We start from the raw sequence: 25741 nt of genomic DNA, 5'->3' as shown, positions 1-25741 counted from the left end.
CGGGCCCTGAGCGGGCCCGTGCGGTGGCCCCTCAGGGGCCGATGAGCAGGCGCACGCCCGAGAGCGAAATCGCCGGAATATAGGTGATGAGCAGCAGCGCGATCAGATAGATCGCCAGGAACGGCACGATCCCGCGGTAGATCTGCTTCAGCGGGATCCCCGACATGGTCTGCATGACGAAGAGGTTGATGCCGAAGGGCGGGGTGAACAGCCCGATGGCCAGATTGACCGTGACGATGATGCCGAAATGCACCGGATCGACGCCGATCGCGCCCGCCAGCGGCACCAGCAGCGGGGTCAGCAGCAGGATGGCCGACAGCGGGTCGATCAGGCAGCCGACCAGCAGCAACAGCAGGTTGATCGCCAGCAACAGCAGCCAGCCGGGCAGGGCCATCGCCTCGATCAGCGCGACCAGCTGGACCGAGACCTGGTTGACCGTGATGAGCCACGAGAAGACGCCGGCGCAGGCCATCACCACCAGGATCTGCGCGGTGAAGGACACGGTGCTGCCGGCAGCGGCCATGAGGTCGCGCAAGGTCATCTCGCGCATCACCGCCCAGGAGACGATGAAGGCGTAAAGGCAGGCGACGGCCGCGGCCTCGGTCGGCGAGAAGACGCCGCCATAGATCCCGCCCAGGATCAGCACCGGCACGCCCGCCGCCCAGACGCCCCGGCGGAAGGCCGTGCCGAAGCCGCGCAGGGTGAAGCGGTCGGCCTCGGACCCGCGGTTGCCGCGCCCGACCCAGAGCGCGTGCAGCGCCATCATGCCGACGATCAGCAGCCCCGGCACGATCCCGGCCGCGTAAAGGCGCGGGATCGATTCGTCGGCCGCCGCGGCATAGACGATCATCGGGATCGACGGCGGCAGGATCACCCCCACCGCGCCGACCGAGACCATGAGCCCGCCGGAATAGCGGTCGGCAAAGCCCTCGTCGCGCATGGCGGGCAGCATGACCTTGCTGATCGTCGCGACCGAGGCCGCGCCGACGCCGGTGATCGCGCCGAAGACCGCGCCCGCGCCGATGGCGGTCAGCGGCACCTTGCCCGGCACGCGGCCCATGCTGGCCCGCATCAGCCCGACCAGCCGCCCGGCCACGCCACCCCGGTCCATGATCTCGCCCGCGAAGATGAAGAAGGGCAGCGCCAGCAGGGCATAGGCGTTGATCGAGGAGAACAGGTACTGGTGCAGCGCCATCAGCGGCACCTGCATGGTCAGCGCCATGGTCGCGGCCGCGGCGGCGAGCAGGATCAGATAGATCGGGAACCCGGCCAGCATCAGCAGCAGCGGCAGGCCCACAAGGGTCAGGATCATCATGTTACTTGCGTCCCTGCATCAGATGTCCGGCCAGCTGCGCCAGCGCGACCAGCGCCATGCCGGTCAGCCCGACCAGCACCGCGCCGTTGATCAGCCACAGCGGCACCTCGGCCATGTTGCTCAGCGTGCCCCGGGTCCAGAGCCGCTGCGTGACGGCCAGCGAATACCAGGCGGTGAAGCCCAGCACGCCCGCGGTCAGCGCCAGCTCGATCAGCCGCAGCGCCCAGGCCGAGCGGCCCGACAGCGCGCGGGTCAGCAATTCCATGCGCAGGTGGCGGTTCTGGATCGAGACGGTGATCGTGCCCAGAAAGGCCAGCACGATCATGCCGAAGACAAGCGTCTCATCGGCCCAGAGGAGCGAGACCTGCCAGATGTAGCGCAGCGCGACATTGACGCAGGCCAGCAGCACCATGGCGATCAGCGCCAGCGACAGCAGCAGCGTGAACCCCGCGGCGAGGCGCGAGACGAGGGGGGAGGCTTTGGCGGTGTTCATGGGTCAAGGGGGGCGGGGCAGGGGCCCGGGGGCCGCCTGTCCCGCCCCGTCTCCGTCACTCGGCGGCGTGGCGCTGGGCGACGCCGCGCAGGAAGGCGAGTTCCCCGGCCAGCGCGGGGTTCTGCGCCTCGGCCTCGGGCAGGACGGCGGCGACGGCGTCGAGATAGGCCTGCGCATCGGCTTCGGGCAGGGTGACGAGGCGCCCGCCGTTTTCTTCCCAGATACCCTGCACCGCCTCGACCGCGCCGAGGTTCCAGCTGTTGGTATCCTCAAGCGCGCCGCGCGCGGCGGTGCGGACGGCCTCGGCCAGATCCGCGCCGATCGTGTCGAGGAAGGCGCTGGAGGCCACGGCGGTGACGATCAGATAGCTTTCCGGCACCACGGTCAGATCCAGCGCCACGTCATAATAGCGCCCGGTGGTGAAGACCGGCAGACCGGCGATCAGCCCGTCGACGACGCCGTTCTGCATGGCCGGCAGCACTTCGCCCAACGGCAGCGAGATGGGCGAGGCCCCCAGCGCCGAGAGCGGCCCGGTGGCCAGCACGGTCGGCCCGGCCACGCGGATCCGCTGGCCCTGCAACGCGGTGGCGCTGTCGAAGGCCCGGACGCTAACGATGCCGAGGGGGCCATGCGGGAAGGCGGCGATGGTCTCCAGCCCCTGATCCTGGGCATAGCTGGCCAGACGGTCCAGCACCTCGGGGTCGGCCAGCGTCGCCTGGGCATGGGCCAGGTTCTGGAACAGGCCCGGCACGTCCAGCACCTCGAACCGGCGGTCGTATTGCACGAAGAAGCTCGACGCGGGCGCCGTCACCTCGATGGTGCCCATCGCCGCGCCTTCGATGGTGGCGGGGATCTGGCCCAGCTGGTTGGCGGGGAAAAGCTGCACGTCGATGGCGCCGTCGGTCGCGGCCTCGAGCCGGGTCTCGAAGCCCTGCATCCAGCGCAGGATCGCGTCGTTGTTGGTGGGCGACGACACTTTGAGCGTGAAATCGGCAGCCAGCAGCGGCGTGGCAACGGCACAGGGCAGCGCAAGGCACAGGGCCGCGAAAGTCGGTCTGAACATCCAATCCTCCCAGATGATGTGGCGCGGGGCAGCGCGACTCGGACCGTATCAGACGACTTTTGCAAATACAAATGTTTCGTAAACATCTTTTGTGAGAGAAAAGTTTGGCCTGGAAAACATCGCGATCTGCTGCCCCGACCGGCCGCCGGCCCTTGCGCCCCGCGCCTCATCCGCCGTAGATACTTGCAACTGAAACATTTGCGCGCCGACAAATCCCGCCGTCGCGCAAGGCGCCATCCCTGGGGACGCATGGACTATTGGTTCACCGATTCGCTGCCCTATCTGCTCAACCGGGCGGGTGTCGCCCTGGGCGAGACCTTTTCCAGGCGCATCGCGCGCTATGACGTGACGCTGCCGATGTACCGGGTGCTGGCCATCCTGCGCCAGACCGGGCCCAAGTCGCTGGGCGAGCTGTCCTCGCTGGTCTCGGTCGAGATGTCCACCCTGTCGCGGATGATCGGCACGATGGCCAAGGCCGGGCAGGTCACGCGCATCCGCCCGCCGGAGAACGGCCGCGTCGTCTCGATCGAGATCACGGCCAAGGGCGCGGCGCTGGCCGATGAGCTGATGCAGATCGCCATGCAGTTCGAGCGCGGGATTCTGGGGGACATGGACGCCGCCGCGGCCGAGGAGCTGAAGACCCTGCTGCGGCAGATCAGCCAGCGGATCGACAGGCTCTAGCGTCCGGTCAGTCCCGCGCGCGCTGGCGCGCGGGATGCCGTTTCTTCGGTCATTCAGTGGCTGTGGCCGCTCGCTGCCACCACGGCGATGGTGTAGGGCGCGCCGCCAACCGTGACATTGCCGCGATCCTCCAACGTGGCGGCGTCGATCCGGCGCACCAGCCCCTCGCGCGGGTCGGTAATCAGCACCTCGTCCCCCGCCATGGCCAGCCGGGGCCGCGGATCGTTCCAATGACCGTCCATCGAATAGGGCTGCGTCACCGGGGCGCTGCCATCAAGGCTGGCGGCCAGCAGGTCGATCCGGTGCAGCGTACCGTCCTCGGTCAGCACGAAGCCGCGGGCCGGTTGCATCAGGTCCAGCACGAAATCGACACGGCGGAAGGGCAGGGCGATCAGGCGGAAATGCGGCGCCTCGGCCGGATCGACCACCACCAGCCCGTCGCGGCCGTAATTGCCGAGGAAGACCTGCATTCCGGTCGCGCCCAGAAGCGTCCCGGTGGTGTTCCCGGCGGGCAGATCGGCCGGATAGGGGAGCATGGCATAGACGATACCCTCGTCACCGCTGCGGGCGGTCAGCACCCCCTCGGCGCAGCCCGCGGCGAGATAGAGGCCCGAGAAAGCCTCGCCGTGGATGCCGGTGCAGGTGGCAAGATCACTGGCCGGGGTGCCCTCGGCGGTGAAGGCCTGCAGGCCCAGCCGGGGCTGCGGCTCGGCCCCCTCGGCGGGGGGCGGCGGCGCGACACTGCTCAGCCAGAGCGATCCCATCGGCGTGACGAAGCCATGATGCGGGACCGATTGCGGGAAGCGGCTGGTCTCCAGCGCCCCCCGGGCCAGCGCCGCGCCGTCGATGATCTCGGCATAGCCGCCCTGATCGAGGTTGATGGCGATCCGCTGCCCGTGGTCGATCAGATGGAAGGGGCGGGGGCCGTCCAGCCGGTGCGGCAGGGCCGAGGGCTCGGTGACCTCGATATCCTGATGATCGCCGTGATCCTCCAGCCGGATGCCGCTGGACAGGAACTGCACCGTGTTGGCATCGGATTGCACGGCCACGACCGCGCTGCCCTCGGCCACCGCATAGAGCCTGGCCTGGCCGATGGTGTCGAAAAGCCAGGGGCGATCCGGCGCGGAGAGGTCGAACGCGGTGATCCGCGGCGCGGCATGGTCGCCGACGAAGACGCGGAACACCGTCTCGCCGCCGGAAGTGTCCGCCTGCGCCAGCGCGGCGGGTGCCAGAAGCAGGGCCAGCGCGGTGGCGCCGGTGAGGGGTTTCAGCATGACAGGGTCTCCTTGATGGGAAGCGTTTCTGCATCCGGGCCAAAGGTTTGCGCGGCGAACCGCTGGCGCCGGCGGTCCGGGCTTGCAGATTGTTATGATATTACATATCAAGATTGGCAGGGCAACCGCGCCCCCGCAAAAACCGCGGCGCTCGCCCCCACCTTGCGCGGAACACCATGATGTGATTGGATTTAATCCCCGTCCTGACCCAAGCGAAGACCATGTCTCGCGCGCTTTCCCTTGTGATGGCTCTGGCCCTGCTGGTGCTACTGCCGCTTCGCGCGGGGGCGCATCCGCATGAATTCGTCGATGCCGGCCTCACCTTCGAGATGGACGCCGAAGGGCGGCTCGCCATGGTCCATGTCGTCTGGCACTGGGACGAGCTGATGTCGCTGCTGACGCTCGAGGATCTGGGCCTCGACCCCGACCGTGACGGCGCGCTCTCGGCCGGGGAACGCGCCACCCTGTCGCAGCGCTTCAGCGCCTGGCCCGAGGATTTCGCCGGGGACATGCAGTTGCAACACGCGGGGCGGGATGTGGCCCTGAGCCGCCCTCAGGGCATGGATGTCGATCTGCGCGAGGGGCGCTTCGTGCTGGATTTCCGCCGGGCGCTGACCGAGCCGATCCCGATGGCGGGGGCTTCGGTCCGGGCGCAGGCCTTCGACCCGACCTATTTCATCTATTACGAGGTGCCGGATCAGCCGGGCATCACCGGCGCCGACACGTGCGAGGTGACGCGGATCGAGGCCGATCTCGGCGCCGCGCGCAGCCTCTACGAGCGGCTTCTGGGCGATCTGACCGAGGAACAACTCATGGAGCCGGGGCAGGAGCCGCTGGTTGGCAGCGCCTTCGCCGATACGTTCGTGCTGTCATGCCCCGGATAGTCCGCTGGGTGCTGCTCCTGCTGGCGCTGATCGCTCTGGGGCTGGCGCTGGCCGGCCTGCAGGGCTGGATGGCCGAGGCGGCGCTCGGCTTCCAGCGGCAGGCGCAGGACGCGCTGGCCGGGGCGCTGCGCGCCCTGCGCAATGGCGAGCCGGGGGCGGTGGCGGGGTTCCTGACGATCTGCTTCCTGCACGGCTTCCTGCATGCGCTGGGTCCGGGCCACGGCAAGGGGGTGATCGCCGCCTATGCCGTGGCGGCCCCGGTCGCGCCCTCGCGCCTTGTCGTCATCGCCGGGCTGTCGAGCCTGGCGCAGGCGGTGACCGCGATCCTCGTGGTCTATGCCGGGGTCTGGCTGCTGGAGGGCGCCCGCGAGGGCGTCGAGGGGCTGGCCGCGGCGATCGAGCCCCTGTCCTTCGGTTTCGTGGCGCTTCTGGGCCTGATGCTCTGCATCCGGGCCTGGCGCCATTTCCCGCGTGAGGGGGCGGGGCACGGGCATCACCACGACCACGACCACGACCACAACCATGACCACGGGCCGGAATGCGGCTGCGGCCACAGCCACGCCCCGGACCCCGAGGCGCTTGCCAAGGCGGGCTCGGCGCGCGAGGTCGCGGCGCTGGTCGCGGGCGTGGCGCTGCGGCCCTGCACCAGCGCGCTGTTCCTCCTGATCCTGACCTGGCGGCTGGGACTGGATGCGCTGGGCATCCTCGGCGCGCTGGTCATGGGGGTGGGGACGATGGCGGTGACGCTCTCGTCCGGCCTGGTGGCCGGGATGGCGCGGCGCGGGCTGATCGGTATCGCCCGGGAGGGCGGAGCGCTGGCCCGGGGGCTGGTTGCGGCCGAATTCCTGCTGGGCGCCGCGATCCTGATCTTTGCCGGATCGGCGGCGCTGCGGCTGCTCTGACCGGGGCTCACTCGCGCAGGGTCAGGGTCTCCCGCAGTGTCACGCTGTCGAAATCGCTGACCAGCACCCGCAGGCTCAGCGCCCAATCGCCGCCGAAGGGCAGGACCGCCGGTTCGGTGCGCCAGATGCCGTCCTCCCCGGCCCGGGCCCGCAGGCGCAGGGGTTCCAGCCGTCCGTCGGCGGGGGCCAGCGCCAGCGTCACCTCGCGTGGTTCCAGCGGTGAGAAATCGCCGGTCTGAAAGGCCAGTTCCAGCACCACCGGCCCCGCGGCGCCGGGGCTGAGGCGCAGGTCGGCCATCACGCGGTCGCTATGCAGATGCGCCAGGATCGGCGGGGCGGTGTCGATCATCGCCCGGGGCGGCGGTGTCAGGCGGAAGAGCGCGGCGATCAGCAGGACACCCAGACCCAGCAGGATCTCGGCCCGGATCGACACCGCAAGCGGTGCCACCCGTCCCCGGGCCAGAGCGGGCGTCAGCCGCAGGCGGTTCAGCCCCGCCAGCGCCAGCAGCCCGGCAACCAGCGCCAGTTTCACCAGCAGCAGCTGGCCCCAGCCGGTTTCGGTCAGGCGCGACAGCACGCCGCCGCTCTGCGCCCAGGTCAGCCAGGCGCCGCTCAGCACCAGCAGGGCGACCAGACCCAGGGCGGGCGTCGAGAACCGCTGCAGCCGCAGCATGGCCTCGGGATGGCGCAGATCCGCCAGAAGGGGCGGCAACAGACCCATCCACCAGACCAGCGCCACGCCGTGAACCGCGACGGCGAAGGTGGAAAGCGCGGCGGGCGGGGCGGTGACCGCATGGCCAGACCCCGCGAAGGAGAGCCCGGCGCAAAGCCAGGCGAGAAGGGCGAGGCCGCGCGGCGGACGCGGTTGCCGCAATGCCAGCGCCGCCAGCAGCAGCGCCAGACCGCTCAGCGCGATGGTCCGCGCCAGCGGCGCCATCAGCGCCGCGCGGAACGGGGCGGCGCTCAGCCCTTCGCCCGGGGCAAGGCCCAGAAGGTCGAGGCCGTGGCTCCAAAGAAAGACCCCGGCGAGGCCCAGACCGGCGAGCGCGGCGCCAAGCCCGAGGCGCCGCCGCCCCAAGGGCGCGGCGGTCCGGGCAATGAAGGCCGCATGCAGGGCGAGGCCGAGGGCGCCCAGCATCGCCAGCGTCAGGCCAAAGCGCGCGGCGGCGGCAAGCCGGGCACCGGTGGCCGCAGGCGGGGCCGCGCTGTGCATCGACGGGGCGCCCAGATGCAGCGTCAGCACCCCGCCAACCGGGTGACCGTCGCCGGACATGACCCGCCAGGACAACAGATAACTCCCCCGTGCCCGGCCTTGGGGGGCCGGAACCGCGAGGCCGGTGTCGCGCGCCTCGCCCTGCACCTCTTCGGCGCTGCCGTCCGGGGCGACCCAGCGCAGCACCAGCGGCGCCACGGCCTCGCTGAAGGTCAGGGTGACCGACGGCGGGAAAGCCTCGACGATGCTGCCGTCGTCCGGGGTCGCGGCCACCAGCTGCGCATGGCCGAAAGCGGCCAGAGGCGACAGGATCAGAAGCAGGGACAGGCACAGCGCGTGAAGACGGGGCATCCGGGTTCTCTCGAAGTCAGGGCAGGCACCCGGGTGGTCCGGGTGCGGCATCAGAGGGTGAGGATCAGGCGCCGTGCCCGGCAACGGCTCTGCCTCTCCTCGTGCAGAGCGACGCCGCCGGGCAGGCGGTCCGGTCTGTCAATGGCCAGCCGGGGCGTGGTGCCCCTCGCCGGGACCGATCAGGACCACGCCCTCGAAAGCATCGAGGCGGGCGATCAGCGCGGCGCCCAGGCCGGTTTCCGCCCCGCGCGCGGCCTCGGTCAGGCTTTGAGCGGCCGGGCCGTCGACACCGTGATGCGCCAGGAATTGCGGATCGAGCACTTCCTCCCCGGCGCAGAGAACGATCACCCAGCCCTCGGGCCCCTGCCGCAGCAGCGCGCGGCCCGCCATGTCGCCCTGCCGCCATCCGGCGATCGCGCTGTCGCCGCTGATGGTGATGGGCTCGACGGTCAGGGGGGCCTCGGGACGGTCGAACTGGGCCATCATCAGATGGGTGATCGCGCCGGTTTCGGCGCTGGACATCGGGCCATGGGCCAGAACGGGCGTGGCAAGGCTCAGCGCGGCAACCAGCGCGAGGCGGGACAGGAAGGGCATGGGCTTTCTCCGAGGCAAAAGGGAAGGCGCCACCGCCGCAAGGGGCGGTGGCGCGGAAGGATCAGTGGCCGTGGCCGGCCGAGGGCGCGACGACCATCACGCCCGGCGCCGGGCCTTCCAGATCATGGGCATCCTGCCCCTCGGCCGGGATCTCGATCCAGCGTTCGGCGCCGTTCGCGCATTCCTGCACCACGGGGATGTACAGCATCTGGTCCAGCGGCACGGTGTCGGTGACGCGGGCGCGGAACACGAATTCGTCGTAATGGGCGTTGGGCAGCTCGCCCGACCAGACGATCTCGCGCACGCCTTCGGTCAGGGTCCGGCCGTAATACTCGTAGGGCTGGGCATAGGCGCCCGTCACCGTTTCGAGCTCCCATCCGGCGTGGACCATGGGCTGGGCCGCGATCAGGCCTTCGGGGACCTGCACGCGGACGCGCTGGGTCGCCTCGCCTTCGCAGCCATGGCCGATGCGGATGGTCAGGCGGGCGGTCTCGCCCTGGACGACCTGGGTTTCGGCGAAGGTCGCGTGGGCCGCGGCCTGGGTGGCGAGCGACAGGGTCAGGGCGGCGGCGGCGGTCATCAGGAGTTTCATTCGTTGGTCCTTGTTGCTGTGCGGAAGCGGGCGCCCGGGATCGGGCCACGCCGTTGAGGTGGGAAAGGGCCCGCCCGACGCTGCGGCGCAGCCGTGCCCGGGCGGGCGAGTGACAGCGGATCGAAGGGAACGCAGAAAGATCCGCCGTGACGGCACGGTCCCCGCAACGCGGGAAGGCGCCGGCATGCCACTGCTGCCGAAGGATGTCGGCAGCGTCTCCGCCACCGGAAAACCGGTGGGGAGGGATAGACGGGATCAGACGGAGGGTGGCCCGCGCGAGGGGGGCGGTGCGGCCTCGGTCGAGGCCAGAAGATGGCGCGCCGCGACCGGGGGCCGCACGCGCAAGGTCAGATTGGCCGGGGCGACGGCGCCCTCGATTGCCGCTGCCAGATAGAGCCCGGCGACCAGATGGCAGACCGGGCACGAGGTGGCGGCCCGAGGCGCGCCCTCGTCATCGGTGACGCAGAATTCGGCGCCATAGAGCTGGGCGAATTGCGCCCGCTCAAGGTCGCTGGCCGAGGCGAAGCGATGCCCGAACCCCGCCATGGCCAAGGCCATCGCGAAGACAAGAACCAGCCCACGGGCCAGAAGGGGGGCACCACGCTTCATCCCTTCTTGTTATCCGCTTCACGAAGCCGTGCAAGTCGGGAAATGCCGCCTGCGCGCTGTTGTCGCCCCGGGGTCGCCGCGCCGGCCCGGAGGCCCGGCAGCCAAGGTCTTGCCAAGTCCGCCCCTGACCGCTACGCAGGCCCGGTCGGTTCCCGCAAGGGATCAAAAGGGAATTCGCCGCCGGTCCGCCGGCGAACCGAAACTGCCCCCGCAACTGTAGGCGGTGAGCGCGCAGCAACCAGCCACTGTGATCCGGTCCGCCGGGACATGGGAAGGCGCTGCAGGCCACGACCCGCCAGTCAGGAGACCTGCCGACATCGTCAGCAACGCGGCCCGGGCGGGGTGTCCGGGGAGGTGTCTCATGGTGTTTTCCCCAGCGCGCGCAGCCCTGCGCGCCATCGCCAGCCCCCGATCCGTTGCCCCTGCGGCCGGGGCCGGGGTCAGCCATGGGGCGGGCCAGGTGCTCTGCCCTTCCCGTCCCCCTCCGGCCCTTTTCCCAACCGGAGACCTTCGATGCCGAACCTTCCCCTGATCCCCCGCCGCGGCCTGCGCGCGGCCCTGATCGCGGCGCCCCTCGTTGCGGCGATGCCCGCTTTGGCGCAGACATCCTATCCGCTGCACCTGTCGAATTGCGGCGTCGACCTGACCTTCGAGGCGGCGCCCCAGAGCGTGGTGAGCGTGGGCCAGGCCGCGACCGAGATCCTCTATGCGCTCGATCTGGGCGACAGGGTGCTGGGGACCTCGGTCTGGTTCTCGTCCGTGCTGCCGCAGTTCGAGGCGGTGAATGCCGGGGTGCCGCGCCTGGCGGACAACGATCCCAGCTTCGAAAGCGTGGTCGCGCTGCGTCCGGGGCTGGTGGCGGTGCAATACGAATGGCACATCGGCCCGCAAGGCATCGTCGCCACCCGTGAGCAATTCGCCGATCTCGGCATCCCGACCTATACCCTGCCCTCGGATTGCGTCGGCAAGGACAATTCCACGGGATCCGACGGGACGCGGCTGGACATGTACACCATGGACAGCCTCTATCAGGGGGTCGAGGAACTGGCGCAGATCTTCGACGTGCCCGAGCGCGGCACGGCCATGGTCGCCGCCCTGCGCGAGCGCGAGGCGGCGGCCATCGCCACGGCCGGGGCGCTGGCGCTCGACGACGCGTCGGCGGTTTTCTGGTTCTCCTCGGCCGAGATGGATATCGACCCCTATGTCGCCGGGCAGGGTGGCGCGCCCGCCTACATGATGCAGGCGCTGGGCCTGCGCAATGTGGTGGAAAGCAACGAGGAATGGCCGGTGGTCGCCTGGGAGACCATCGCCCGCGCCAACCCCTCGGTCATCGTGCTGGCCCGCATGGACCGCCGCCGGTTCGAGGCCGATGACATCGAGCGCAAGCTCGAGTTCCTGCGCACCGACCCGGTGGTGAGCCAGATGGAGGCCGTGCGCGAAGGCCGCATCGTCATCCTCGATGCGCATGGCATGGACCCCTCGATCCGCAACATCGACGCGCTGGAAACCCTCTCTGCCGCGCTGGCCGGGTTCGACCTGCAATGACCCGGCGGGCCGCCCTCTCGGCGCTGGCTGTCCCCGTGCTGTCGCGCGCGGGGCTGGGGGCGGTCCTGCTGGCGCTAGCGGTGCTCGCCGGCGTCACCATCGGCGAGGTGGCACTGCCCCTGGGGCTGGTCGGCGACCTGCTGGCCGTCAAGCTGCTGGGGATCGAGCGCGCGCTCGATCCCATCGAGGCGGGCATCCTGTGGAGCTACCGCCTGCCCCGCACGCTGGTCGCCGCCGCCTGCGGCGCCGGGCTGGCACTGTCGGGCGTGGTGCTGCAGGCGCTGGTCCGCAACGCGCTGGCCGATCCCTATCTGCTGGGTGTCTCGGCCGGGGCCGGCGCGGGGGCGGTGGCGGTCACGCTGCTGGGCCTCGGCGGCGGGGCCATCGGCCTGTCCGCCGGGGCCTTCGGCGGCGCGGCTTCGGCCTTCCTGATCGTGGCGCTGCTGGCAAAGGCGGCGGGCGGCGGACCGGCGCAGCTGGTGCTGGCCGGGATCGCCGGATCGCAGCTTTTCAACGCGCTGACCTCGTTCTTCATCGCCAAATCGGCCAATGCCGAACAGGCCCGGGGGTTGATGTTCTGGCTGCTGGGCAACCTCTCGGGCGTGCGCTGGCCCGATGTGTCGCTGGCGCTGCCAGTGGTGGGGCTGGGGTTCCTCGTCTGCCTCGCCCATGTCCGGCCGCTCGATGCCTTTTCCTTCGGGTCGGGCGCCGCGGCCTCGCTGGGGATCGCCGTGCGCCGGGTGCAACTGGTGCTGATCGCCGCGGTCACGTTGATGACGGCGACGCTGGTCAGTCTGGTCGGCTCCATCGGCTTCGTCGGGCTGGTGATCCCGCATGCGATGCGCTTTCTCGTCGGCCCGCGGCATGCGCGGCTGATCCCGGCCTCGGCGCTGGCGGGGGCCGTCTTTCTGATCGCCGCCGACATCGCCGCGCGCGTGCTGATCCCGGGGCAGGTCGTGCCCATCGGCGTGGTCACCGCGCTGGTCGGTGCGCCGGGCTTCGCGCTGATCCTGATCCGCAACCGGAGGCGATCATGAGGATCGAGGCCCGCAACCTCGGCTGGCGCGAGATCGTGCGCGGCGTTTCGGTCGAGATCCGCAAGGGCGAGACCTTCGGTCTGGTCGGCCCCAACGGCTCGGGCAAGTCGACGCTGCTGAGGCTGCTGGCCGGGCTGATGCCGCGCGCGGCGGGCGAGGTGTGGCTCGATGGCGCGCCGCTGGCGCAGCTGAGCCGCCGCCAGATCGCCCAGCGCCTCGCTTTGGTCGAGCAATTCGCCGACACGGGCGAGGCGCTCAGCGTCCGCGACGCGGTGGACCTGGGCCGCACGCCCTGGCTGTCGCCGCTCTCGCCCTTCGGCCCCGAGGACAGGCAGATCGTTGACCGGGCGCTGGCGGCCGTGGGCATGGAGGGGATGGCGGCGCGCGCCTGGGCCACGCTGTCTGGCGGCGAGCGGCAGCGGGTGCATATCGCCCGGGCGCTGGCGCAGGAGCCGCGGGTGCTGATCCTCGACGAGCCGACCAATCACCTCGACATCCACCACCAGCTGGCGCTGCTGGGGCTGGTGGCGGCGCTGCCGGTGACGGTGGTGATGGCGCTGCATGACCTCAATCAGGCGATGATGTGCGACCGGCTGGGCGTCATGTCGGACGGGCGGATGGTCGCCTGCGGCAAGCCCGCCGAGGTACTGACACCCGACAACCTCGCCCGGATCTTCCGCGTCCGGGCCCAGCCGATGATCGACCCGAGCGATGGCTCGACCCTGTTCCGCTTTCTGCCGATGGAGACCTCGACATGATCCGCCTTGCCCTGCTGCTGTCCGCCCTCGCCACGCCCCTGCTGGCCGAGACGCATGAGGTGCGGATGTATTCCCGTTCGGACTCCGGGCCGATGGTCTATGAACCCTCGTTCCTGCGCATCGAACCGGGCGACAGCGTGCGCTTCCTGCCCACCCAGCCCGGTCACAACGCGGCGACCATCGACGGCATGCTGCCCGAGGGGGCCGAGCCCTTCCGCAGCCAGATCAACGAGGATGTCACCGTCACCCTGTCGGTGCCGGGGCTCTATGGCATCAAGTGCAGCCCGCATTACGCCATGGGCATGGTCATGGTGATCGAGGTCGGCGAGGGCGCCGCGCGCGACCTGCCGGACGACCTGCCGCCCCGCGCCCGCCAGCGGTTCGAGGCGATCCTGGAAGCGGCGGCGCCGTGAGCGCGAACCACGATCTGGTCGAGGATATCCGCGCCTATTGGTCGGAACGCTCGCGCAGTTTCGACGCGGATTTCGGCCATGGCATCGCCCCGGGGGCCGAGGCCCGGGCCTGGGCCGCGCCGATGCGCGCCCATCTGCCCCCGGCCCCGGCCGAGGTTCTGGAACTGGCCTGCGGCACGGGCGAGGTGACGCGGCTGGTGCATGACCTCGGCCATCATGTGACCGCGCTCGACTTCTCCGAGGCGATGCTGCGGGTCGCGCGGGCCAAGCACGCGGGCAAGCCGCGGCTCAGGTTCCTGATGGCCGATGCCGGGCGGACGATGGAGCCCGACGCGCGCTATGACGCGATCCTCTGCCGGCATCTGGTCTGGACCCTGACCGAGCCCGAGGCGGCCTTTGCCGATTGGCACCGGATCCTGAAACCGGGCGGGCGGCTGCTGATCTATGACGGCAACTGGGCGGCGCCGAGGCCCGGCGGGCGCTGGGCGGCGGCGGCTCTCAGGCTGTGGGAGCGGCTGGCCGGGGGCTCGCTGGTCGATCCGCAGATGGCGGCGGCGCATGAGGATATCATGCGCCGCCTGCCCTTCGGCGCGGGGCTGACCTATGACCGGCTCGCCCCGATGCTGGAGGCCGCCGGGTTCCGCGACCTGCAACGCCTGTCGCACGACCCGATCGCCCGCGCCCAACGCCGGGGCTGCGGGCTGCGCAACAGCCTGAAGACCCGGGTCTATGACCGTTTCATCCTGCTGGCGCGCAAGTAATCACGCCTTCACGGGCTCGGGCGCCGCGGTGTTGAACGTGCCGCGCCCCAGCGCGTAGGCCGTGCCCTCGGCGTCGCGGATTGTGACATCGGCCACGCCCAGCGTGCGGCCGATGCGCCGCGCCTCGGCCTCGGCATAGAGGTCGCAGCGCGCGGGGGATTTCAGGTAATCCACCCGCAGATTGGCGGTCGGCGTCGGCTGACCCTTGACCACCGAACAGGCCATGGTCCCGGCCACGTCGATCAGGCTGGCGATGATCCCGCCATGATAGGTGCCCGCCTTGGCGAAGATCGTATAGGCCTCGCGATACGGCAGTTTCAGGGTGAGGCGGCCGTCCGGCTCGACGCTCACCACCTCCATCTCCAGGAATTTGTGGAATTCGGCCCGGGCCAGCAGCGCCCGCAATTGATCGGCGTTCATGGGATCTCTCTTTCGGTTTTCAGTTGGACAGGGTTTGCGGCAGCCACAGCACCACGCCGGGGAACAGGATCAGCACCGCCATCACCCCGACCTCGGCCAGCAGGAACCAGCTGACGCCCCGGAAGATGGTGGTCAGGGCGATACCCGGCGGCGCCACCGATTTGGCGGCAAAGACATTGAGGCCCACGGGCGGGGTCAGCAGCCCGATCTCGATCAGCTTGACGATGATGATGCCCAGCCAGATCAGGTCGAAGCCCTGCTGCTCGAAGGTGGGCAGCAGCACCGCGACCGACAGCAGCATCACCCCGAACGGATCCAGCACCATCCCCATGACGACGAAGAGCAGGGTCGAGCCCAGGATCAGCGTCAGCGGCGAGACGGACCAGCTGTCGACCAGAACCGCCAGCGCGTCGGGCATCCCGGTCAGCGCCATGGTTCTTGTCAGCAGGAAGGCGGCCATGGCGACGGTGATGATCGCCGCGGTCTGCCGCGTGGCCTCGGCCAGCGCGTCGACAAGGCCGCGCCAGCCGAAGCCCTTCTGCGGCAGGGCGAGCACCAGCGCGCAGAGCATGCCGACCGCCCCCGCCTCGTTCGGCGAGAAGAGGCCGCGGTAGATCCCCAGCAGGATCACCAGCGCCAGCAGCGGCAGGGCCAGCACCCGCCAGCTCAGCGGCGGGCGTGGCTGGTCGCGCGGCGGGGGCGGCGCGAGGCTGGGGTTCAGATGGCAGCGGATCATGATCATCGCCGCATAGGCGAAGGCAGTCAGCAGCCCCGGCACGATCCCGGCGAAAAAGAGCTTCGCCACCGAGGTCTCCGACAGGATCCCGTAGACGATCAGCGGGATCGAGGGCGGGATCAGCGCCGCCAGCGTCCCGGCCGAGGCGACGGTCGCCGTGGCCAGCCCCGGGTCGTAGCCGCTGCGCAGCATCTGCGGCACGGCCATCCGGCCCAGGGCCACGGTCGAGGCCATGCTCGACCCCGAAACCGCGCCGAAGCCCGCGCCGGTGAGGTTCGTGGCCACCGCCAGCCCGCCCGGCGCCCGGCGCAGCCAATGCTCGGCCAGCGCCATGATCTCCTCGGCCAGTCCCGAGCGGGTGATGACCGCGCCCATGGCCAGGAAGAGGGGCACGGCGGCGAATTCCCAGCTGGCGGCGAATTCGAAGGGCAGCCGCGCGGTGAGCGACAGCGCCGCGGGCAGGGGCAGGATCGACGCCGCGCCGGCGAAAGCGGCCAGTCCCAGCGCCAGCGCGACGGGCAGGCGCAGCAGCGTCAGCGCCACGGCGCCCAGCAGGACGGCGACACCGATTTCAACGGGGGACATGGCGGCCTCCGCGGAAAAGCCGGATCAGCGCGGCCAGCGCCAGCAGGGCGAAACCCGCCGTCACCGCCATCTTGCCGGGCCAGCCGGGGACCGCCAGCGTGCCGATCTCGATCCGCTCGCCAATGCGCAGGGCACGGGCGGCGAGGCCCGCGGTCTTCCAGGCCTGCGCCCCGGCGGTCAGCGCCAGAACCAGCTCGATCAGCCGGTCGAGCAGCCGCAGCGCCCCGGGCGGCAGCCAATGCGCGATCAGATCGACGCGGATCTCGGCGCCCGCGTGGTAATGGCCCGCCAGCGCGCCGAAGACGATCAGCGGCATGTAGAGCTTGGCCACCATCTCGGCCGCGCCGCTGATGCCGATCCCGGCCAGTTCGCGCAGCACGATCGTGGCGCCGACCTGCAGGATCATCGCCGTCAGCGCCAGGATCGCCACCCCGTCGGCGGCGCGGATCAGCCCGTCCCCCAGCTTATGCATCGGTGCCCTCCGAATAGAGCAGGAAGCACCCGGCCGCCTGCGGGGCGGGGATCAGCGTGCCGCCGGGCGTCTCGACGGGCGTGAACCCCGCCGCCCGGGCGATTGCCACCGCGCGCTGCGCCTGCGCGACACGGATCGTCATGCCCTTGATCCCCGGCGCCGCGCTGCTGTCGCTGCCGGGCAGCGCCGCCTCCAGCACCTCGGGCGTCAGCAGGCGCAGGGCGGGGCCGTGGCCCAGCCGGATGTCGCTGCCATCCCAGTCCGCGCCCCAATAGTCGACGTAATGGCGGGCGGCGGCTTCGGGGTCGGGGTCGGTGGCCCAGACCCGGGTGATGGCCAGTGCCCCGTTCGCATGGGCGGTGAATTCGGGCCGCACGTAAAGCTCGGGCGTCTTGTGCTGGCAGAAGTTCCAATAGACCGGCGCCTGGCCGATCTCGGGGATGGCGACGCGAAAGCTGGGGGTGATCGTGGTGCCATCGGGCAGGTGCCAGTCGCGCGCCAGATCCAGCGCCGGGCCCAGCCGCAGGCCCTGCCCGCGCAGCCGATCGACCATCGCCGCGGCGTCGGTGACGCTGAGCACGGTCGAAACGGCGCCCATCGCGACCAGCAGCTGCGGCATCGGCGGCGGGGCGCGCAGCGGATCTTCCAGCTGCATCAGCTCGACGTAATTGCACACGCCCGCGCCGGTGTCGGTCCGGGGGAAGCAGAGCAGGCGGTTCGACAGGCCCGGCATGCCGCTTTTCGGCGTGGCGACGAAGCCCAGCCGTTCGAAAAGGGCGCCTGCGGCCTCGGCATCGGGAACATGGACCATCACATGGTCGAGGGCGAGCATTCGGTCGGTCATTCTGTGGCTTTCGTGTCAGCAAGAAGATCAAGGCCGAGGCCGGCCAGCACCAGCGCGGCCTCGGGCGGAAGCGGAGAGAGGGCGACGGCGATACGCCCGCCCGCGCGGGTCTCGGCCCGCATCTGATGGCCGGGATAGACCTCGCGCAGGACGCCGAGCGCGGCGTCCCGGCGCAGCGCCAGCTTGTCGACCTTGCCCACCGCGGTGAGGGGCATCCGCGCCAGCACCCTGACCACCCGCGGCCGGGCGGCGCGTTCGGCGATGGCGGGCAGGGCGCGGGCCGCCAGAGCCTCGGGCGTGGCCCGGGCGCCGGGGACCAGCGCGACATAACAGACCGGCAGTTCGCCCAGCCTTGCGTCGGGGGCGCCGACGGCAGCGGCGACCTGAACCTCGGGCAGGGCCATGAAGGCCTCTTCGATCACCGCCGGGTCGATGTTGTGACCGCCGCGCAGGATCAGGTCCTTGGCCCGTCCGGTGAGGAACAGATAGCCGTCGGCGTCGATCTGCCCGACATCCCCGGTGTCCAGCCAGCGGCCCGGCCCCAGATGCGGCGCCTCGCACAGCCCGTCGCCCGGCTGGCCGAGGTAGCCCGCGAACAGCCCCGGCGATTGCGCCAGCACCAGACCGGGCTCGCCCGGGGCGGCGGCGCGGGCAGGGTCGCCCAGCGATTGCAGTGCCAGCCGGCACCAGGGCAGCGCCAGCCCGACCGAGCCGGGGCGGCTTTCGCCCCCGGGCGGGGTGAAGGTCAGCACCAGCGAGGCTTCGGTCAGGCCCCAGGCCTCCTTGATGGGCAGGCCGGTGATGTCGGTGAAGCGGCGATGCGCGGCGGCGGGCAGCGGCGCGGCCGAGGAGACCCAGTGCCTGAGCCGGGGCGGCGCGGGGGCGGTGAAACCCTCCAGCGCGGCCATGGCGATGGTCGGCGGGGCAAAGAGGATATCGGCCCCCTCGCGCGCCGCGATCCGCCAGAGCGCCCCGGTCATCGCCGGGTCGCGATAGCCCGCGCGGCCCAATTGCACGACGCTGGCCCCGGCCCAGAGCGGCGCGAGGCCGCCGAAGATCAGCCCGCCGACGTGGAACAGCGGCATGCCGCAGGGGATCGTGCTGTCCGCGCGGATGCCGCCGCCAAAGGCGGTGAGAAAGGCCATATAGGCAAGGTTCGCATGGGTCAGGCGGGCGATCTTCGGCAGACCGGTGGTGCCGCCGGTGTGGAAACAGGCGGCGATATCCCCGGGGCCGGGCAGGGGCGCGGGCGGGGCGTCCTTGCGGGACGCCAGCCAATCCTCGACGCGGTCCGCTTGGCCCTCGGGCTCGCCGCAGATCAGGATCCTCAGCTCCGGCAGCGCGGCCCGGATTGCGGGCAGCTTGTCCCAGACGCCCTGCGCGCCCGAGGGCCCTTCGGCCAGCAGGAAGCGGGCGCCGGTGCGGGTCAGCATGTGCAGGATCGCGTCCGGCTCCAGGAAGGGATTGACCGGCAGGCAGGCCCCGGCGGACATCGCCCCCAGCAAGAGCGGCAGGGTCAGCGGCATCCCCGGCAACAGGCTGGCGACGACCGGGCGCGGCGCCTCGGCGGCGAAGGCGGCGGCGATGCGGTCGGTGCGTGCCGCAACCGCCGCAAAGCTCTGGTCCACCGGCGCCGCATCCGGCGCCTCAAGGAAGCGATGCGCGCGCCGGGTGCCGTAGCGCTGTGCCGCGCCGCGCACCAGCTCGGGGATGGTCCGTCCCCGCAGCCAATGCGCCAGCGGCTGAGCCTCGATGACGCGCACCGTTGCGGCCCCGTCGAAAAGGGGCAGGTCGCTCATGCATCCCCCCCAAGATTGTCCGGCACGACGATGATCTTGCCGAAGACCTTGCGGTCACGCAGCATCGCCACACCCTCGGCCGCGCGGCTCAGGGGCAGGGTCAGGTCGATCACCGGATCGAGCCGCCCTTCGGCGACCAGCCCCAGACAGGCGGCGATATCCTCGGTGGTGAAGCCGGTCGAGCCGCGCACATCCATCTCGGCGGTGAAGATGAAGCGCAGGTCGGTCTTGGGGTCATAGCCCGCCGTCGCGCCGCAGGTCAGCAGCCGCCCGCCCCGCTTCACCGCCCTGAGCGAGGGCGCCCAGGTCTCGCCGCCGGTGAAATTCACCACCACGTCGAACCCGCCCCCCCGGAACAACGAGCCGGTGGTGCGCCGGGAATAGGCGTCGACAGGCTCCTGCGAGTAATCATAGCCGTGGTCCGCCCCCAGCGCGATCAGCCGCTCGCCCTTGGCGGCCGACCCCGCGCCCGCCGTGACCGTCAGGCCGAAGAGCTTGGCCAGCAGCACGCAGGCCGTGCCGACCCCGCCGCTGGCGCCGAGGATCAGGATCGACTCGCCCGCCGCGATCCGGCCGCGCGTCACCAGCATTCGGTAGGCGGTGCCATAGGCGACGGGGAGGGCCGCGGCCTGGGCGTCGGTCACAGGGTCGGGGATCGGGATCAGCTGGCTGACCCTTGCCACGACATATTCGGCCAGCGCCCCGGGGCGGGTTTCGCCCAGCATCTCGAAATGGCCGGACCGGTCGTCGATATGCGCGGGGTTCACCAGCACCCGCTGGCCGGGGGCGAAGCCCTGACCCTCGCCGTTGATCTCGACGATCTCGGCCGCGCAATCGCCGCCGGTGACCATCGGGAAGGGCACCTTGATCCCGGGCATCCCGCGCAGGGTGAAGACGTCGAGGTAATTGAGCGCCGCGGCGCGGACCTTGAGCAGCGCCCAGCCGGGCGGGGGCGCGGGGCGCTCCATCTCGCCGTGAACAAGCGCGTCGGCATCGCCATGCGCGGTGAAATAGAGGGCTTTCATCGTGTCGTCTCCGTCAGGGATAGCGCCAGATCGAGGTGGGATTCGACCCCGTCGATCAGGGGAATCGGCGCGTTGGGCCGCGGCAGCAGCAGCGGCAGTTCGGTACAGGCGAGGGCGGCGGCATCCGCCCCGGCCCGGGCAAGCGCCGCGACCGCCCGGTCGAGCGCCGCCCCTGCCTCGGGGGTCGCGCCCCTCAGCGTCAGGTCCTCGGCAATGGCGCGGTCGAGCGCCCCGGCTTCGGCGGCGGGCGGGGCGAGAACCTCGATCCCCGCGCGCCTGAGGCTGGCGGCGATATGCCCCGCCCCGGTCATCCGCGCCGTGCCCAACAGCCCCACGCGGCGGAAACCCCGCGCGCGGCAGGTGCGGGCCAGCGCCTCGCCCGCATCGATGAAGGGCACGTGCAGCTCGGCCCGCAGCCTGTCGGCGGCGAAATGGGCGGTGAAGGCGGCCAGCATCACCGACCCCGCCCCGGCCCGTTCAAGCCCCAGCGCCGCCTCGGCGATCACCGCGCTGGCGGCGTCGGTGCCCTCGGCCTCGACCCGCGCCAGAAGCGGGCCGAAGGACAGGGACGCAATCAGGCACTCGGCGTTCATGTGAACTCCGTTCCGGGCTTCGCTGAGCAGGTTGAGGGTGCGGTAGTAATGGACGGTCGAGTGCCAGCTCATCCCGCCCACGATGCCGAGGGGCCGGGAAACCCCGCCCGTCACAGGTCGATACGGTCGAAGATGCGTTCGTTGGCGATGCGGATGAACGCCTCGCGGTCACCGGCGAATTGCGGCAGCAGGTCTTCGTGCCAGACGCGGAAGGTCTCCATGATCCGGTCGATCAGCGCGTCGCTGTCCGCGATCCCGCGTTCGGCCGCCAAGGCGCGCAGCGCCGCAGCCTCCCCGGCGGAAAAGGCCTGCCAGGCCTCGGCCAGCGCCGTGTCGCCCGGGACAAAGGCGATCCGGTCGGTGAGCGCCGCGCGGGTTTCGCCGTCGGGCGTGACATAGGCGTTGCTGACGTAATCCCAGAGCGTCGCCGCCATCAGCCCGCGGATCGCTGCCCGGTCGGCATCGTCCACCGCCGCCCAGCTATCGGCGTTGAACGCCAGCGGCACCGCCCCGGCGATGATCCCCTGCGGCATCTCGATCACGCCCTTGATCGTGTCCTCCAGCCCATAGCTGCGGATCCACGAGGTGCCGATGATCGCGCAATCGGTCATGCCCAGTTGCAGCGCCGACAGCAGGTCCGAGATCGCCGTCTGCACCGGCACCATGCCCAGTGCCGTGGCCCAGCGCATCTCGGGCCGGCCGATGGTGGCGACGCGCAGCCCGGCCAGATCGGCGGCGCTGGCCACGGGCTGGGTGCATTGCATGGTCAGGGGCGCTGCCGATTGCAGCAGGGCAGGCACCACGCCCAGCGCCGCGAAATCGTCGCGGCAGGCGGCGCAGTCGACGAAATAGGCCTCGTTCAGGGCGCCCATCGTGGCGAAGGGATCGGTGCCGAGCCCGGTCAGTTCCGACATCAGCGCCGCGGCGGGCAGGTCGGAGGGGTAGAACTGGGTGATGAGGAAACCGCTGTCGACCACGCCGTCGGCAATCGCCTCCAGCGCGCCGGGGATCGAGACCAGCTGCCCGCCGAGGATCGGCGTGAACGACACCCGGCCTTCGGTCGCGGCGGTGATCGCCTCCAGCAGCGGCAGCACGCCCTCGCGGTTCGCGGCCGAGCGTTCGGGCACGCCCGAGCCATAAGTCAGCTCCTGCGCCGGGGCGCTGCCCGCCGACAGCGCGCCAGCCAGCAGCAGCGACAGCGGCAGGGCCGCGCGGCGTCCCTGGGCCGCCTTGGTGATGGATTTCCCGGTCATGTCGTCCTCCTGTTCCCAGCGCTTTCTGCGCCTTGATGAGGGGACTGTGGCCGAGTTCCGGCAATCCGTCAACTATATTGACGACTTTGGGCGCGACGACGTCTCCAGACGCCCGATTGCTCGGCGGGACGGTCGGTTTTGCGCAAGGCACGGGCAAGAAGATCGCGCAGGGTCTCGCGTTCTTCCGCGGAAAGGCCGGTGAAATAATCCTCCTCGGCCCGTTTCAGCGCGCCCAGGCCCACCGCCAGCAGCTTGCGCCCTTCCGCCGTGGCGTGGACCAGTTTCGTCCCGGTCCCCTCGACCGGGCGCCATTCCAGAAAGCCCTGTGATTCGAAATAGCCGACCAGCTTGCTCATCGCCTGTTTCGAGATCCCGGCCCGTTCGGACATGGCGGTCAGGCTTTCGCCCTCGACCTGCATGGTGCGCAGCACATGGGTATGGGCGGCCGACATGCCGGGATAGCCCGCCTCGTGCAGATAGCTCAGCGCCAGCCGGTCGAAGCCGACATGAACCTCGTCCAGCAGTCGCCCGAGGTTGCGCAGGCGCAATTCGGCCAGTGTCGCGTCGTCCCAGTTTTCGGGCTCGTCCTGCGCGGGATCGGGGGCAGGGTCACTCATGGTCTTTCCTTCGCCATGTCTGGGGCCGTCTCGGGCGTCAGCAGGGCATCGAAGACCCTGAGCGCCAGCGGAATCAGCCGGTCGTTGAAATCGTATCCCGGATTGTGGACCATTTCACGGTGCTCTCCGTCCTGCTGGCCCAGGAGGACATAGGCCCCCGCACAGGCGTCCAGCATATAGGCGAAATCCTCGGCGGCGAGGAGCGGCGGGAAATCGTCGCGCAGCGCCTGCGCCCCCAGGGCTTTCTGCACCGCGCCGCGCAGCAGATCCGCCGCCGCCGGGTCGTTGACCAGAACCGGGAAGCCGTGGTGCACCTCGATCTCGCAGGTGACATTGCGGGCCGTGGCGATCCCCTCGCAGACCCGGCGCAACCCGGTTTCCAGGCTCACCCGGGCCTCGCGGTCCAGCGTCCGGATCGTGCCCGAGAGCCAGCTGTCCGCGGGGATCACATTCTCGGTCGTGCCGGCGTGGATCTGCGTGACGCTGAGGGCGGCGGCGATATGCGGCCCGACCTCGCGCGCGATCAGCCCTTGCAGCGACACGGTCGCCTCGGCCACGGCCAGCACCGGATCGCGCGACAGATGCGGCATCGCCGCATGGCCGCCCTTGCCCCGGAACCGCACGCGGAAATCGTCCTGCGAGGCCATCGAGGGCCCGCCCCGCACCGCCGCCGTGCCCAGGGGAAGCAGCGGCATGTTGTGGAACCCATAGACCCGCTCGCAGGGGAAACGGTCGAAGAGCCCTTCCTCGACCATCACCCGGCCGCCGCCCAGCCCCTCTTCGGCGGGTTGGAAAATCAGCACGATCCGTCCGGCGAAGCGGCGGGTGCGGGCCAGATGCGCGGCCAGTGCCAGCAGGATCGTCGTATGGCCGTCATGCCCGCAGCCGTGAAACACACCCGGGGTGCGCGAGGCCCAGTCGCGCCCGCTGGCCTCGGTCATCGGCAGCGCATCCATGTCGGCGCGAACACCGATCACCGGTCCCGGCCCGTTGTCGAGCGTGCCGACGATGCCGGTTCCGGCCAGCCCGGACGTCACCGCCCAGCCCAGCGCCTGCAGCCGCTCGGCGACGATGGCGGCGGTGCGTTTTTCGGCGAAACCCAGTTCGGGATGGGCGTGCAGATCGCGGCGCAGAGCCTCGAACGCGGCCAGATCGGGGGCGGAGAGCATGGCGGATCCTATGTCAACTTTATTGACATAGGCGTAGCCCCACCCCCTGCGGAGGTCAACCGCATGCATCGCCCCCCGGATCCGCCCCGCCTAGAGATCCGTCAGCGTCCCCAGATGCGCCTCGGCCGCGAAGGCGACGGTTTCGGACAGCGTCGGATGGGGGTGGATGGTCAGGGCGATGTCATGGGCATCGGCGCGCATCTCGATGGCCAGCGCCACCTCGGCAATCAGATCGCCCGCATTGGCGCCGGTGATGGCGCCGCCCAGCACCCGCCCGCTGTCGGGGTCGAACAGCAGCTTGGTCAGCCCCTCGCCGCGCCCCATCGACAGCGCCCGGCCGGACGCCATCCACGGGAAACTCGCCTTGCCGACCCTGATGCCGTCCTGCTTCGCCTGCGCCTCGGTCAGGCCGACCCAGGCGATTTCCGGGTCGGTATAGGCGACCGAGGGGATGCAGGCGGCCTCGAACGCGACCGTCTCGCCGCAGGCCGCTTCGGCCGCGACCTTGGCCTCATGCGTGGCCTTGTGGGCGAGCATCGGCTGGCCCACGACATCGCCGATGGCGAAGATATGCGGCTGGCTGGTGCGCATCTGGGTGTCGACCGCCAGGAACCCCTGCGGGGAAACCGCGATCCCCGCCTGCTCGGCGCCGATCCGGTCGCCGTTGGGCCGCCGCCCGACAGCCACCAGAATCCGGTCGTAGCTGTCGCTGAAATCGCCCTTGGGCCCGGTGAAACGCGCCTCCAGCCGCGCACCCGCCGTGACCGCGGTCACCCTGGTATCGGTGTGGATCACGATCCCCTTCTCGCGCAGACGCCTGGTCAGGGGCGCCACGACATCCTTGTCGGCGCCGGGGATGATCTGGCCCGTGGCCTCGACAATCTCGATCCCCGCGCCCAGCGCGTGATAGATCTGCGCCATCTCCAGCCCGATGATCCCGCCGCCGATGACCAGCATCCGCGTCGGCACCTCGGCCAGCGCCAGCGACCCGGTGCTGTCGATGATCCGCGGATCCTCGGGCAGGAAGGGCAGGCGGACGGGTTCCGAGCCCACGGCGATGATCGCCTGATCGAAGCCGAGGCTCTGCGGCCCGGCCTCGGTGTCGATGCTCAGCCGGTTCGGCCCGGTGAAACGCGCGGTGCCGCGGATCACCCGCACCTTGCGCCGCCTGGCCAGCCCTTCGAGCCCCGAGGTCAGCCGACCGACCACCCCGTCCTTGAAGGCCCGGATCTTGCCCAGGTCGATCTCGGGCGCGGCGAAACCCAGCCCGTGGTCGCGCGCGGCCTCGGCCTCGTCAATGACCTTGGCGATGTGCAAAAGCGACTTGGAGGGGATGCAGCCGACGTTCAGGCAGACCCCGCCCAGCGTGGCGCGCGGGTCGATCAGCGTGACCTCCCGCCCCAGATCGGCGGCGCGGAAGGCGGCGGTATAGCCACCCGGCCCGGCGCCGATCACCACCAGCGGGCTGTGATCCGCGTCCGCGGCGGGGGGCGGCGCGGCAACGGTCTCCGTTTCGATCCGCAGGATGATAGCACCCGCGCTGACCTTGGCGCCGAGCGACACCAGCACCTCGCGGACAATGCCGCTGACCGGGCTGGGCACGTCGAGCGTCGCCTTGTCGCTTTCCAGCACCAGGATCGAGTCGTTCTCGGCGATGGTATCGCCGGGCGCGACGAGGATCTCGACCACCGGCACATCGGTGAAATCGCCGATGGCGGGCAGGGGAATGTCCTTTATCATGGC

The 25741-nt window shown here is 70.7% G+C and carries 27 protein-coding genes and 1 riboswitch; of the genes, 8 read left to right on the top strand and 19 right to left on the bottom strand.

The genetic code is table 11. From position 1 onward, the window contains the following. Positions 1 to 31: 31 nt before the first annotated feature. Genes DDE23_RS14060 through DDE23_RS14050 form a run of 3 tightly spaced genes read right to left on the bottom strand, consistent with a single transcriptional unit; the run spans position 32 to position 2871 of the window. Entirely contained in the window at positions 32 to 1315 is a 1284-nt protein-coding gene (locus DDE23_RS14060; RefSeq protein ID WP_238149989.1) for a TRAP transporter large permease, read from the bottom strand. Between the two features lies 1 nt (position 1316). Further along, a complete protein-coding gene (locus DDE23_RS14055) occupies positions 1317 to 1808 on the bottom strand; it encodes a TRAP transporter small permease (RefSeq protein ID WP_107752377.1) in 492 nt (163 codons plus the stop codon). Between the two features lie 55 nt (positions 1809 to 1863). Then, positions 1864 to 2871 carry a TRAP transporter substrate-binding protein gene (locus DDE23_RS14050; RefSeq protein ID WP_107752376.1) on the bottom strand — a complete coding sequence of 336 codons (1008 nt, stop codon included), beginning with the start codon at positions 2869 to 2871 and terminating at the stop codon, positions 1864 to 1866. 249 nt (positions 2872 to 3120) lie between these two features. On the opposite strand from DDE23_RS14050, the gene DDE23_RS14045 reads away from it, so the two are divergent. Continuing rightward, positions 3121 to 3552, top strand: coding sequence for a MarR family winged helix-turn-helix transcriptional regulator (locus tag DDE23_RS14045; RefSeq protein ID WP_107752375.1), 432 nt, complete (start codon positions 3121 to 3123; stop codon positions 3550 to 3552). A gap of 53 nt (positions 3553 to 3605) precedes the next feature. On the opposite strand, the gene DDE23_RS14040 is transcribed toward DDE23_RS14045, so the two are convergent. Continuing rightward, on the bottom strand, positions 3606 to 4826 hold the full coding sequence (locus DDE23_RS14040) for a metallochaperone AztD (RefSeq protein WP_107752374.1): 1221 nt from the start codon (positions 4824 to 4826) through the stop codon (positions 3606 to 3608). A gap of 221 nt (positions 4827 to 5047) precedes the next feature. On the opposite strand from DDE23_RS14040, the gene DDE23_RS14035 reads away from it, so the two are divergent. Together DDE23_RS14035 and DDE23_RS14030 are read left to right on the top strand one after the other, a co-directional pair. Then, positions 5048 to 5710: a DUF1007 family protein gene (locus DDE23_RS14035; RefSeq protein WP_107752373.1), complete on the top strand. Its 663-nt coding sequence runs from the start codon at positions 5048 to 5050 to the stop codon at positions 5708 to 5710. Beyond that, positions 5698 to 6612 carry a nickel/cobalt transporter gene (locus DDE23_RS14030; RefSeq protein ID WP_170121866.1) on the top strand — a complete coding sequence of 305 codons (915 nt, stop codon included), beginning with the start codon at positions 5698 to 5700 and terminating at the stop codon, positions 6610 to 6612. Before DDE23_RS14035 ends, DDE23_RS14030 begins: the two co-directional genes overlap by 13 nt. A gap of 7 nt (positions 6613 to 6619) precedes the next feature. Here the strand turns inward: DDE23_RS14030 and DDE23_RS14025 are convergent, their stop codons facing one another. The 4 genes from DDE23_RS14025 to DDE23_RS14010 all read right to left on the bottom strand — a co-directional run bounded on the left by DDE23_RS14025 (position 6620) and on the right by DDE23_RS14010 (position 9971). Then, positions 6620 to 8176: a copper resistance CopC/CopD family protein gene (locus tag DDE23_RS14025; protein ID WP_107752372.1), complete on the bottom strand. Its 1557-nt coding sequence runs from the start codon at positions 8174 to 8176 to the stop codon at positions 6620 to 6622. 138 nt (positions 8177 to 8314) lie between these two features. Then, positions 8315 to 8770, bottom strand: coding sequence for a copper uptake system-associated protein (locus DDE23_RS14020; protein ID WP_107752371.1), 456 nt, complete (start codon positions 8768 to 8770; stop codon positions 8315 to 8317). 61 nt (positions 8771 to 8831) lie between these two features. Continuing rightward, the gene (locus DDE23_RS14015) at positions 8832 to 9362 is read right to left on the bottom strand and encodes a YcnI family copper-binding membrane protein (protein WP_107752370.1); all 531 of its coding nucleotides are present in this window, start codon (positions 9360 to 9362) and stop codon (positions 8832 to 8834) included. A gap of 255 nt (positions 9363 to 9617) precedes the next feature. Then, a complete protein-coding gene (locus DDE23_RS14010; RefSeq protein WP_107752369.1) occupies positions 9618 to 9971 on the bottom strand; it encodes a hypothetical protein in 354 nt (117 codons plus the stop codon). A gap of 129 nt (positions 9972 to 10100) precedes the next feature. Continuing rightward, a riboswitch (cobalamin riboswitch) is annotated at positions 10101 to 10301 on the top strand. Positions 10302 to 10484: 183 nt separating this feature from the next. Here DDE23_RS14010 and DDE23_RS14005 point away from each other — a divergent pair. The 5 genes from DDE23_RS14005 to DDE23_RS13985 are packed head-to-tail and all read left to right on the top strand — an operon-like array spanning position 10485 to position 14485. Next, positions 10485 to 11516 (top strand): ABC transporter substrate-binding protein, encoded by a 1032-nt coding sequence (locus DDE23_RS14005; RefSeq protein WP_170121865.1) that lies wholly within the window; start codon positions 10485 to 10487, stop codon positions 11514 to 11516. After that, positions 11513 to 12553: a FecCD family ABC transporter permease gene (locus tag DDE23_RS14000; protein WP_107752368.1), complete on the top strand. Its 1041-nt coding sequence runs from the start codon at positions 11513 to 11515 to the stop codon at positions 12551 to 12553. The genes DDE23_RS14005 and DDE23_RS14000 overlap by 4 nt, the downstream gene beginning before the upstream one ends. After that, positions 12550 to 13311 (top strand): ABC transporter ATP-binding protein, encoded by a 762-nt coding sequence (locus tag DDE23_RS13995; protein WP_107752367.1) that lies wholly within the window; start codon positions 12550 to 12552, stop codon positions 13309 to 13311. The genes DDE23_RS14000 and DDE23_RS13995 overlap by 4 nt, the downstream gene beginning before the upstream one ends. Beyond that, positions 13308 to 13724 carry a pseudoazurin gene (locus tag DDE23_RS13990; protein WP_107752366.1) on the top strand — a complete coding sequence of 139 codons (417 nt, stop codon included), beginning with the start codon at positions 13308 to 13310 and terminating at the stop codon, positions 13722 to 13724. The genes DDE23_RS13995 and DDE23_RS13990 overlap by 4 nt, the downstream gene beginning before the upstream one ends. After that, positions 13721 to 14485 (top strand): class I SAM-dependent methyltransferase, encoded by a 765-nt coding sequence (locus DDE23_RS13985; protein ID WP_107752365.1) that lies wholly within the window; start codon positions 13721 to 13723, stop codon positions 14483 to 14485. The genes DDE23_RS13990 and DDE23_RS13985 overlap by 4 nt, the downstream gene beginning before the upstream one ends. Here the strand turns inward: DDE23_RS13985 and DDE23_RS13980 are convergent, their stop codons facing one another. The 11 genes from DDE23_RS13980 to lpdA form a co-directional block, all read right to left on the bottom strand. Next, positions 14486 to 14905 carry a PaaI family thioesterase gene (locus DDE23_RS13980; RefSeq protein WP_107752364.1) on the bottom strand — a complete coding sequence of 140 codons (420 nt, stop codon included), beginning with the start codon at positions 14903 to 14905 and terminating at the stop codon, positions 14486 to 14488. It abuts the gene before it with no gap. Between the two features lie 19 nt (positions 14906 to 14924). Next, positions 14925 to 16226 carry a TRAP transporter large permease gene (locus DDE23_RS13975; protein WP_107752363.1) on the bottom strand — a complete coding sequence of 434 codons (1302 nt, stop codon included), beginning with the start codon at positions 16224 to 16226 and terminating at the stop codon, positions 14925 to 14927. Further along, on the bottom strand, positions 16213 to 16698 hold the full coding sequence (locus DDE23_RS13970; RefSeq protein ID WP_107752362.1) for a TRAP transporter small permease: 486 nt from the start codon (positions 16696 to 16698) through the stop codon (positions 16213 to 16215). Before DDE23_RS13970 ends, DDE23_RS13975 begins: the two co-directional genes overlap by 14 nt. Further along, a complete protein-coding gene (locus DDE23_RS13965) occupies positions 16691 to 17542 on the bottom strand; it encodes a VOC family protein (protein WP_107752361.1) in 852 nt (283 codons plus the stop codon). The genes DDE23_RS13970 and DDE23_RS13965 overlap by 8 nt, the downstream gene beginning before the upstream one ends. Continuing rightward, positions 17539 to 19341 (bottom strand): AMP-binding protein, encoded by a 1803-nt coding sequence (locus DDE23_RS13960; protein WP_107752360.1) that lies wholly within the window; start codon positions 19339 to 19341, stop codon positions 17539 to 17541. The genes DDE23_RS13965 and DDE23_RS13960 overlap by 4 nt, the downstream gene beginning before the upstream one ends. Beyond that, positions 19338 to 20366, bottom strand: coding sequence for a zinc-binding dehydrogenase (locus tag DDE23_RS13955; RefSeq protein WP_107752359.1), 1029 nt, complete (start codon positions 20364 to 20366; stop codon positions 19338 to 19340). The genes DDE23_RS13960 and DDE23_RS13955 overlap by 4 nt, the downstream gene beginning before the upstream one ends. Continuing rightward, complete coding sequence (locus DDE23_RS13950) at positions 20363 to 21040, bottom strand: aspartate/glutamate racemase family protein (protein ID WP_272947882.1); 678 nt, start codon at positions 21038 to 21040, stop codon at positions 20363 to 20365. The genes DDE23_RS13955 and DDE23_RS13950 overlap by 4 nt, the downstream gene beginning before the upstream one ends. A gap of 29 nt (positions 21041 to 21069) precedes the next feature. Continuing rightward, positions 21070 to 22212 (bottom strand): type 2 periplasmic-binding domain-containing protein, encoded by a 1143-nt coding sequence (locus DDE23_RS13945; protein ID WP_107752357.1) that lies wholly within the window; start codon positions 22210 to 22212, stop codon positions 21070 to 21072. A gap of 68 nt (positions 22213 to 22280) precedes the next feature. Next, positions 22281 to 22829: a MarR family winged helix-turn-helix transcriptional regulator gene (locus DDE23_RS13940; RefSeq protein WP_107752356.1), complete on the bottom strand. Its 549-nt coding sequence runs from the start codon at positions 22827 to 22829 to the stop codon at positions 22281 to 22283. Beyond that, positions 22826 to 23998 (bottom strand): amidohydrolase, encoded by a 1173-nt coding sequence (locus DDE23_RS13935; protein ID WP_107752355.1) that lies wholly within the window; start codon positions 23996 to 23998, stop codon positions 22826 to 22828. Before DDE23_RS13935 ends, DDE23_RS13940 begins: the two co-directional genes overlap by 4 nt. A gap of 90 nt (positions 23999 to 24088) precedes the next feature. Next, positions 24089 to 25738, bottom strand: coding sequence for a dihydrolipoyl dehydrogenase (gene lpdA, locus DDE23_RS13930; protein ID WP_107752354.1), 1650 nt, complete (start codon positions 25736 to 25738; stop codon positions 24089 to 24091). Positions 25739 to 25741 lie beyond the last annotated feature (3 nt).

Origin of the sequence: Pararhodobacter aggregans, assembly GCF_003075525.1 — a bacterium.
GTDB lineage: Bacteria > Pseudomonadota > Alphaproteobacteria > Rhodobacterales > Rhodobacteraceae > Pararhodobacter > Pararhodobacter aggregans.
Note: the sequence above shows the minus strand (reverse complement) of the source record. Positions and strands in the feature narration are given on the sequence as shown.

Excerpts from the sequence above, each read along its gene's own strand:
- DDE23_RS14060 (WP_238149989.1), bottom strand. The coding sequence starts at position 1,315 with ATGATGATCCTGACCCTTGTGGGCCTGCCGCTGCTGCTGATGCTGGCC.
- DDE23_RS14055 (WP_107752377.1), bottom strand. The coding sequence starts at position 1,808 with ATGAACACCGCCAAAGCCTCCCCCCTCGTCTCGCGCCTCGCCGCGGGG.
- DDE23_RS14050 (WP_107752376.1), bottom strand. The coding sequence starts at position 2,871 with ATGTTCAGACCGACTTTCGCGGCCCTGTGCCTTGCGCTGCCCTGTGCC.
- DDE23_RS14045 (WP_107752375.1), top strand. The coding sequence starts at position 3,121 with ATGGACTATTGGTTCACCGATTCGCTGCCCTATCTGCTCAACCGGGCG.
- DDE23_RS14040 (WP_107752374.1), bottom strand. The coding sequence starts at position 4,826 with ATGCTGAAACCCCTCACCGGCGCCACCGCGCTGGCCCTGCTTCTGGCA.
- DDE23_RS14035 (WP_107752373.1), top strand. The coding sequence starts at position 5,048 with ATGTCTCGCGCGCTTTCCCTTGTGATGGCTCTGGCCCTGCTGGTGCTA.
- DDE23_RS14030 (WP_170121866.1), top strand. The coding sequence starts at position 5,698 with ATGCCCCGGATAGTCCGCTGGGTGCTGCTCCTGCTGGCGCTGATCGCT.
- DDE23_RS14025 (WP_107752372.1), bottom strand. The coding sequence starts at position 8,176 with ATGCCCCGTCTTCACGCGCTGTGCCTGTCCCTGCTTCTGATCCTGTCG.
- DDE23_RS14020 (WP_107752371.1), bottom strand. The coding sequence starts at position 8,770 with ATGCCCTTCCTGTCCCGCCTCGCGCTGGTTGCCGCGCTGAGCCTTGCC.
- DDE23_RS14015 (WP_107752370.1), bottom strand. The coding sequence starts at position 9,362 with ATGAAACTCCTGATGACCGCCGCCGCCGCCCTGACCCTGTCGCTCGCC.
- DDE23_RS14010 (WP_107752369.1), bottom strand. The coding sequence starts at position 9,971 with ATGAAGCGTGGTGCCCCCCTTCTGGCCCGTGGGCTGGTTCTTGTCTTC.
- DDE23_RS14005 (WP_170121865.1), top strand. The coding sequence starts at position 10,485 with ATGCCGAACCTTCCCCTGATCCCCCGCCGCGGCCTGCGCGCGGCCCTG.
- DDE23_RS14000 (WP_107752368.1), top strand. The coding sequence starts at position 11,513 with ATGACCCGGCGGGCCGCCCTCTCGGCGCTGGCTGTCCCCGTGCTGTCG.
- DDE23_RS13995 (WP_107752367.1), top strand. The coding sequence starts at position 12,550 with ATGAGGATCGAGGCCCGCAACCTCGGCTGGCGCGAGATCGTGCGCGGC.
- DDE23_RS13990 (WP_107752366.1), top strand. The coding sequence starts at position 13,308 with ATGATCCGCCTTGCCCTGCTGCTGTCCGCCCTCGCCACGCCCCTGCTG.
- DDE23_RS13980 (WP_107752364.1), bottom strand. The coding sequence starts at position 14,905 with ATGAACGCCGATCAATTGCGGGCGCTGCTGGCCCGGGCCGAATTCCAC.
- DDE23_RS13975 (WP_107752363.1), bottom strand. The coding sequence starts at position 16,226 with ATGTCCCCCGTTGAAATCGGTGTCGCCGTCCTGCTGGGCGCCGTGGCG.
- DDE23_RS13970 (WP_107752362.1), bottom strand. The coding sequence starts at position 16,698 with ATGCATAAGCTGGGGGACGGGCTGATCCGCGCCGCCGACGGGGTGGCG.
- DDE23_RS13965 (WP_107752361.1), bottom strand. The coding sequence starts at position 17,542 with ATGACCGACCGAATGCTCGCCCTCGACCATGTGATGGTCCATGTTCCC.
- DDE23_RS13960 (WP_107752360.1), bottom strand. The coding sequence starts at position 19,341 with ATGAGCGACCTGCCCCTTTTCGACGGGGCCGCAACGGTGCGCGTCATC.
- DDE23_RS13955 (WP_107752359.1), bottom strand. The coding sequence starts at position 20,366 with ATGAAAGCCCTCTATTTCACCGCGCATGGCGATGCCGACGCGCTTGTT.
- DDE23_RS13945 (WP_107752357.1), bottom strand. The coding sequence starts at position 22,212 with ATGACCGGGAAATCCATCACCAAGGCGGCCCAGGGACGCCGCGCGGCC.
- DDE23_RS13940 (WP_107752356.1), bottom strand. The coding sequence starts at position 22,829 with ATGAGTGACCCTGCCCCCGATCCCGCGCAGGACGAGCCCGAAAACTGG.
- DDE23_RS13935 (WP_107752355.1), bottom strand. The coding sequence starts at position 23,998 with ATGCTCTCCGCCCCCGATCTGGCCGCGTTCGAGGCTCTGCGCCGCGAT.
- lpdA (WP_107752354.1), bottom strand. The coding sequence starts at position 25,738 with ATGATAAAGGACATTCCCCTGCCCGCCATCGGCGATTTCACCGATGTG.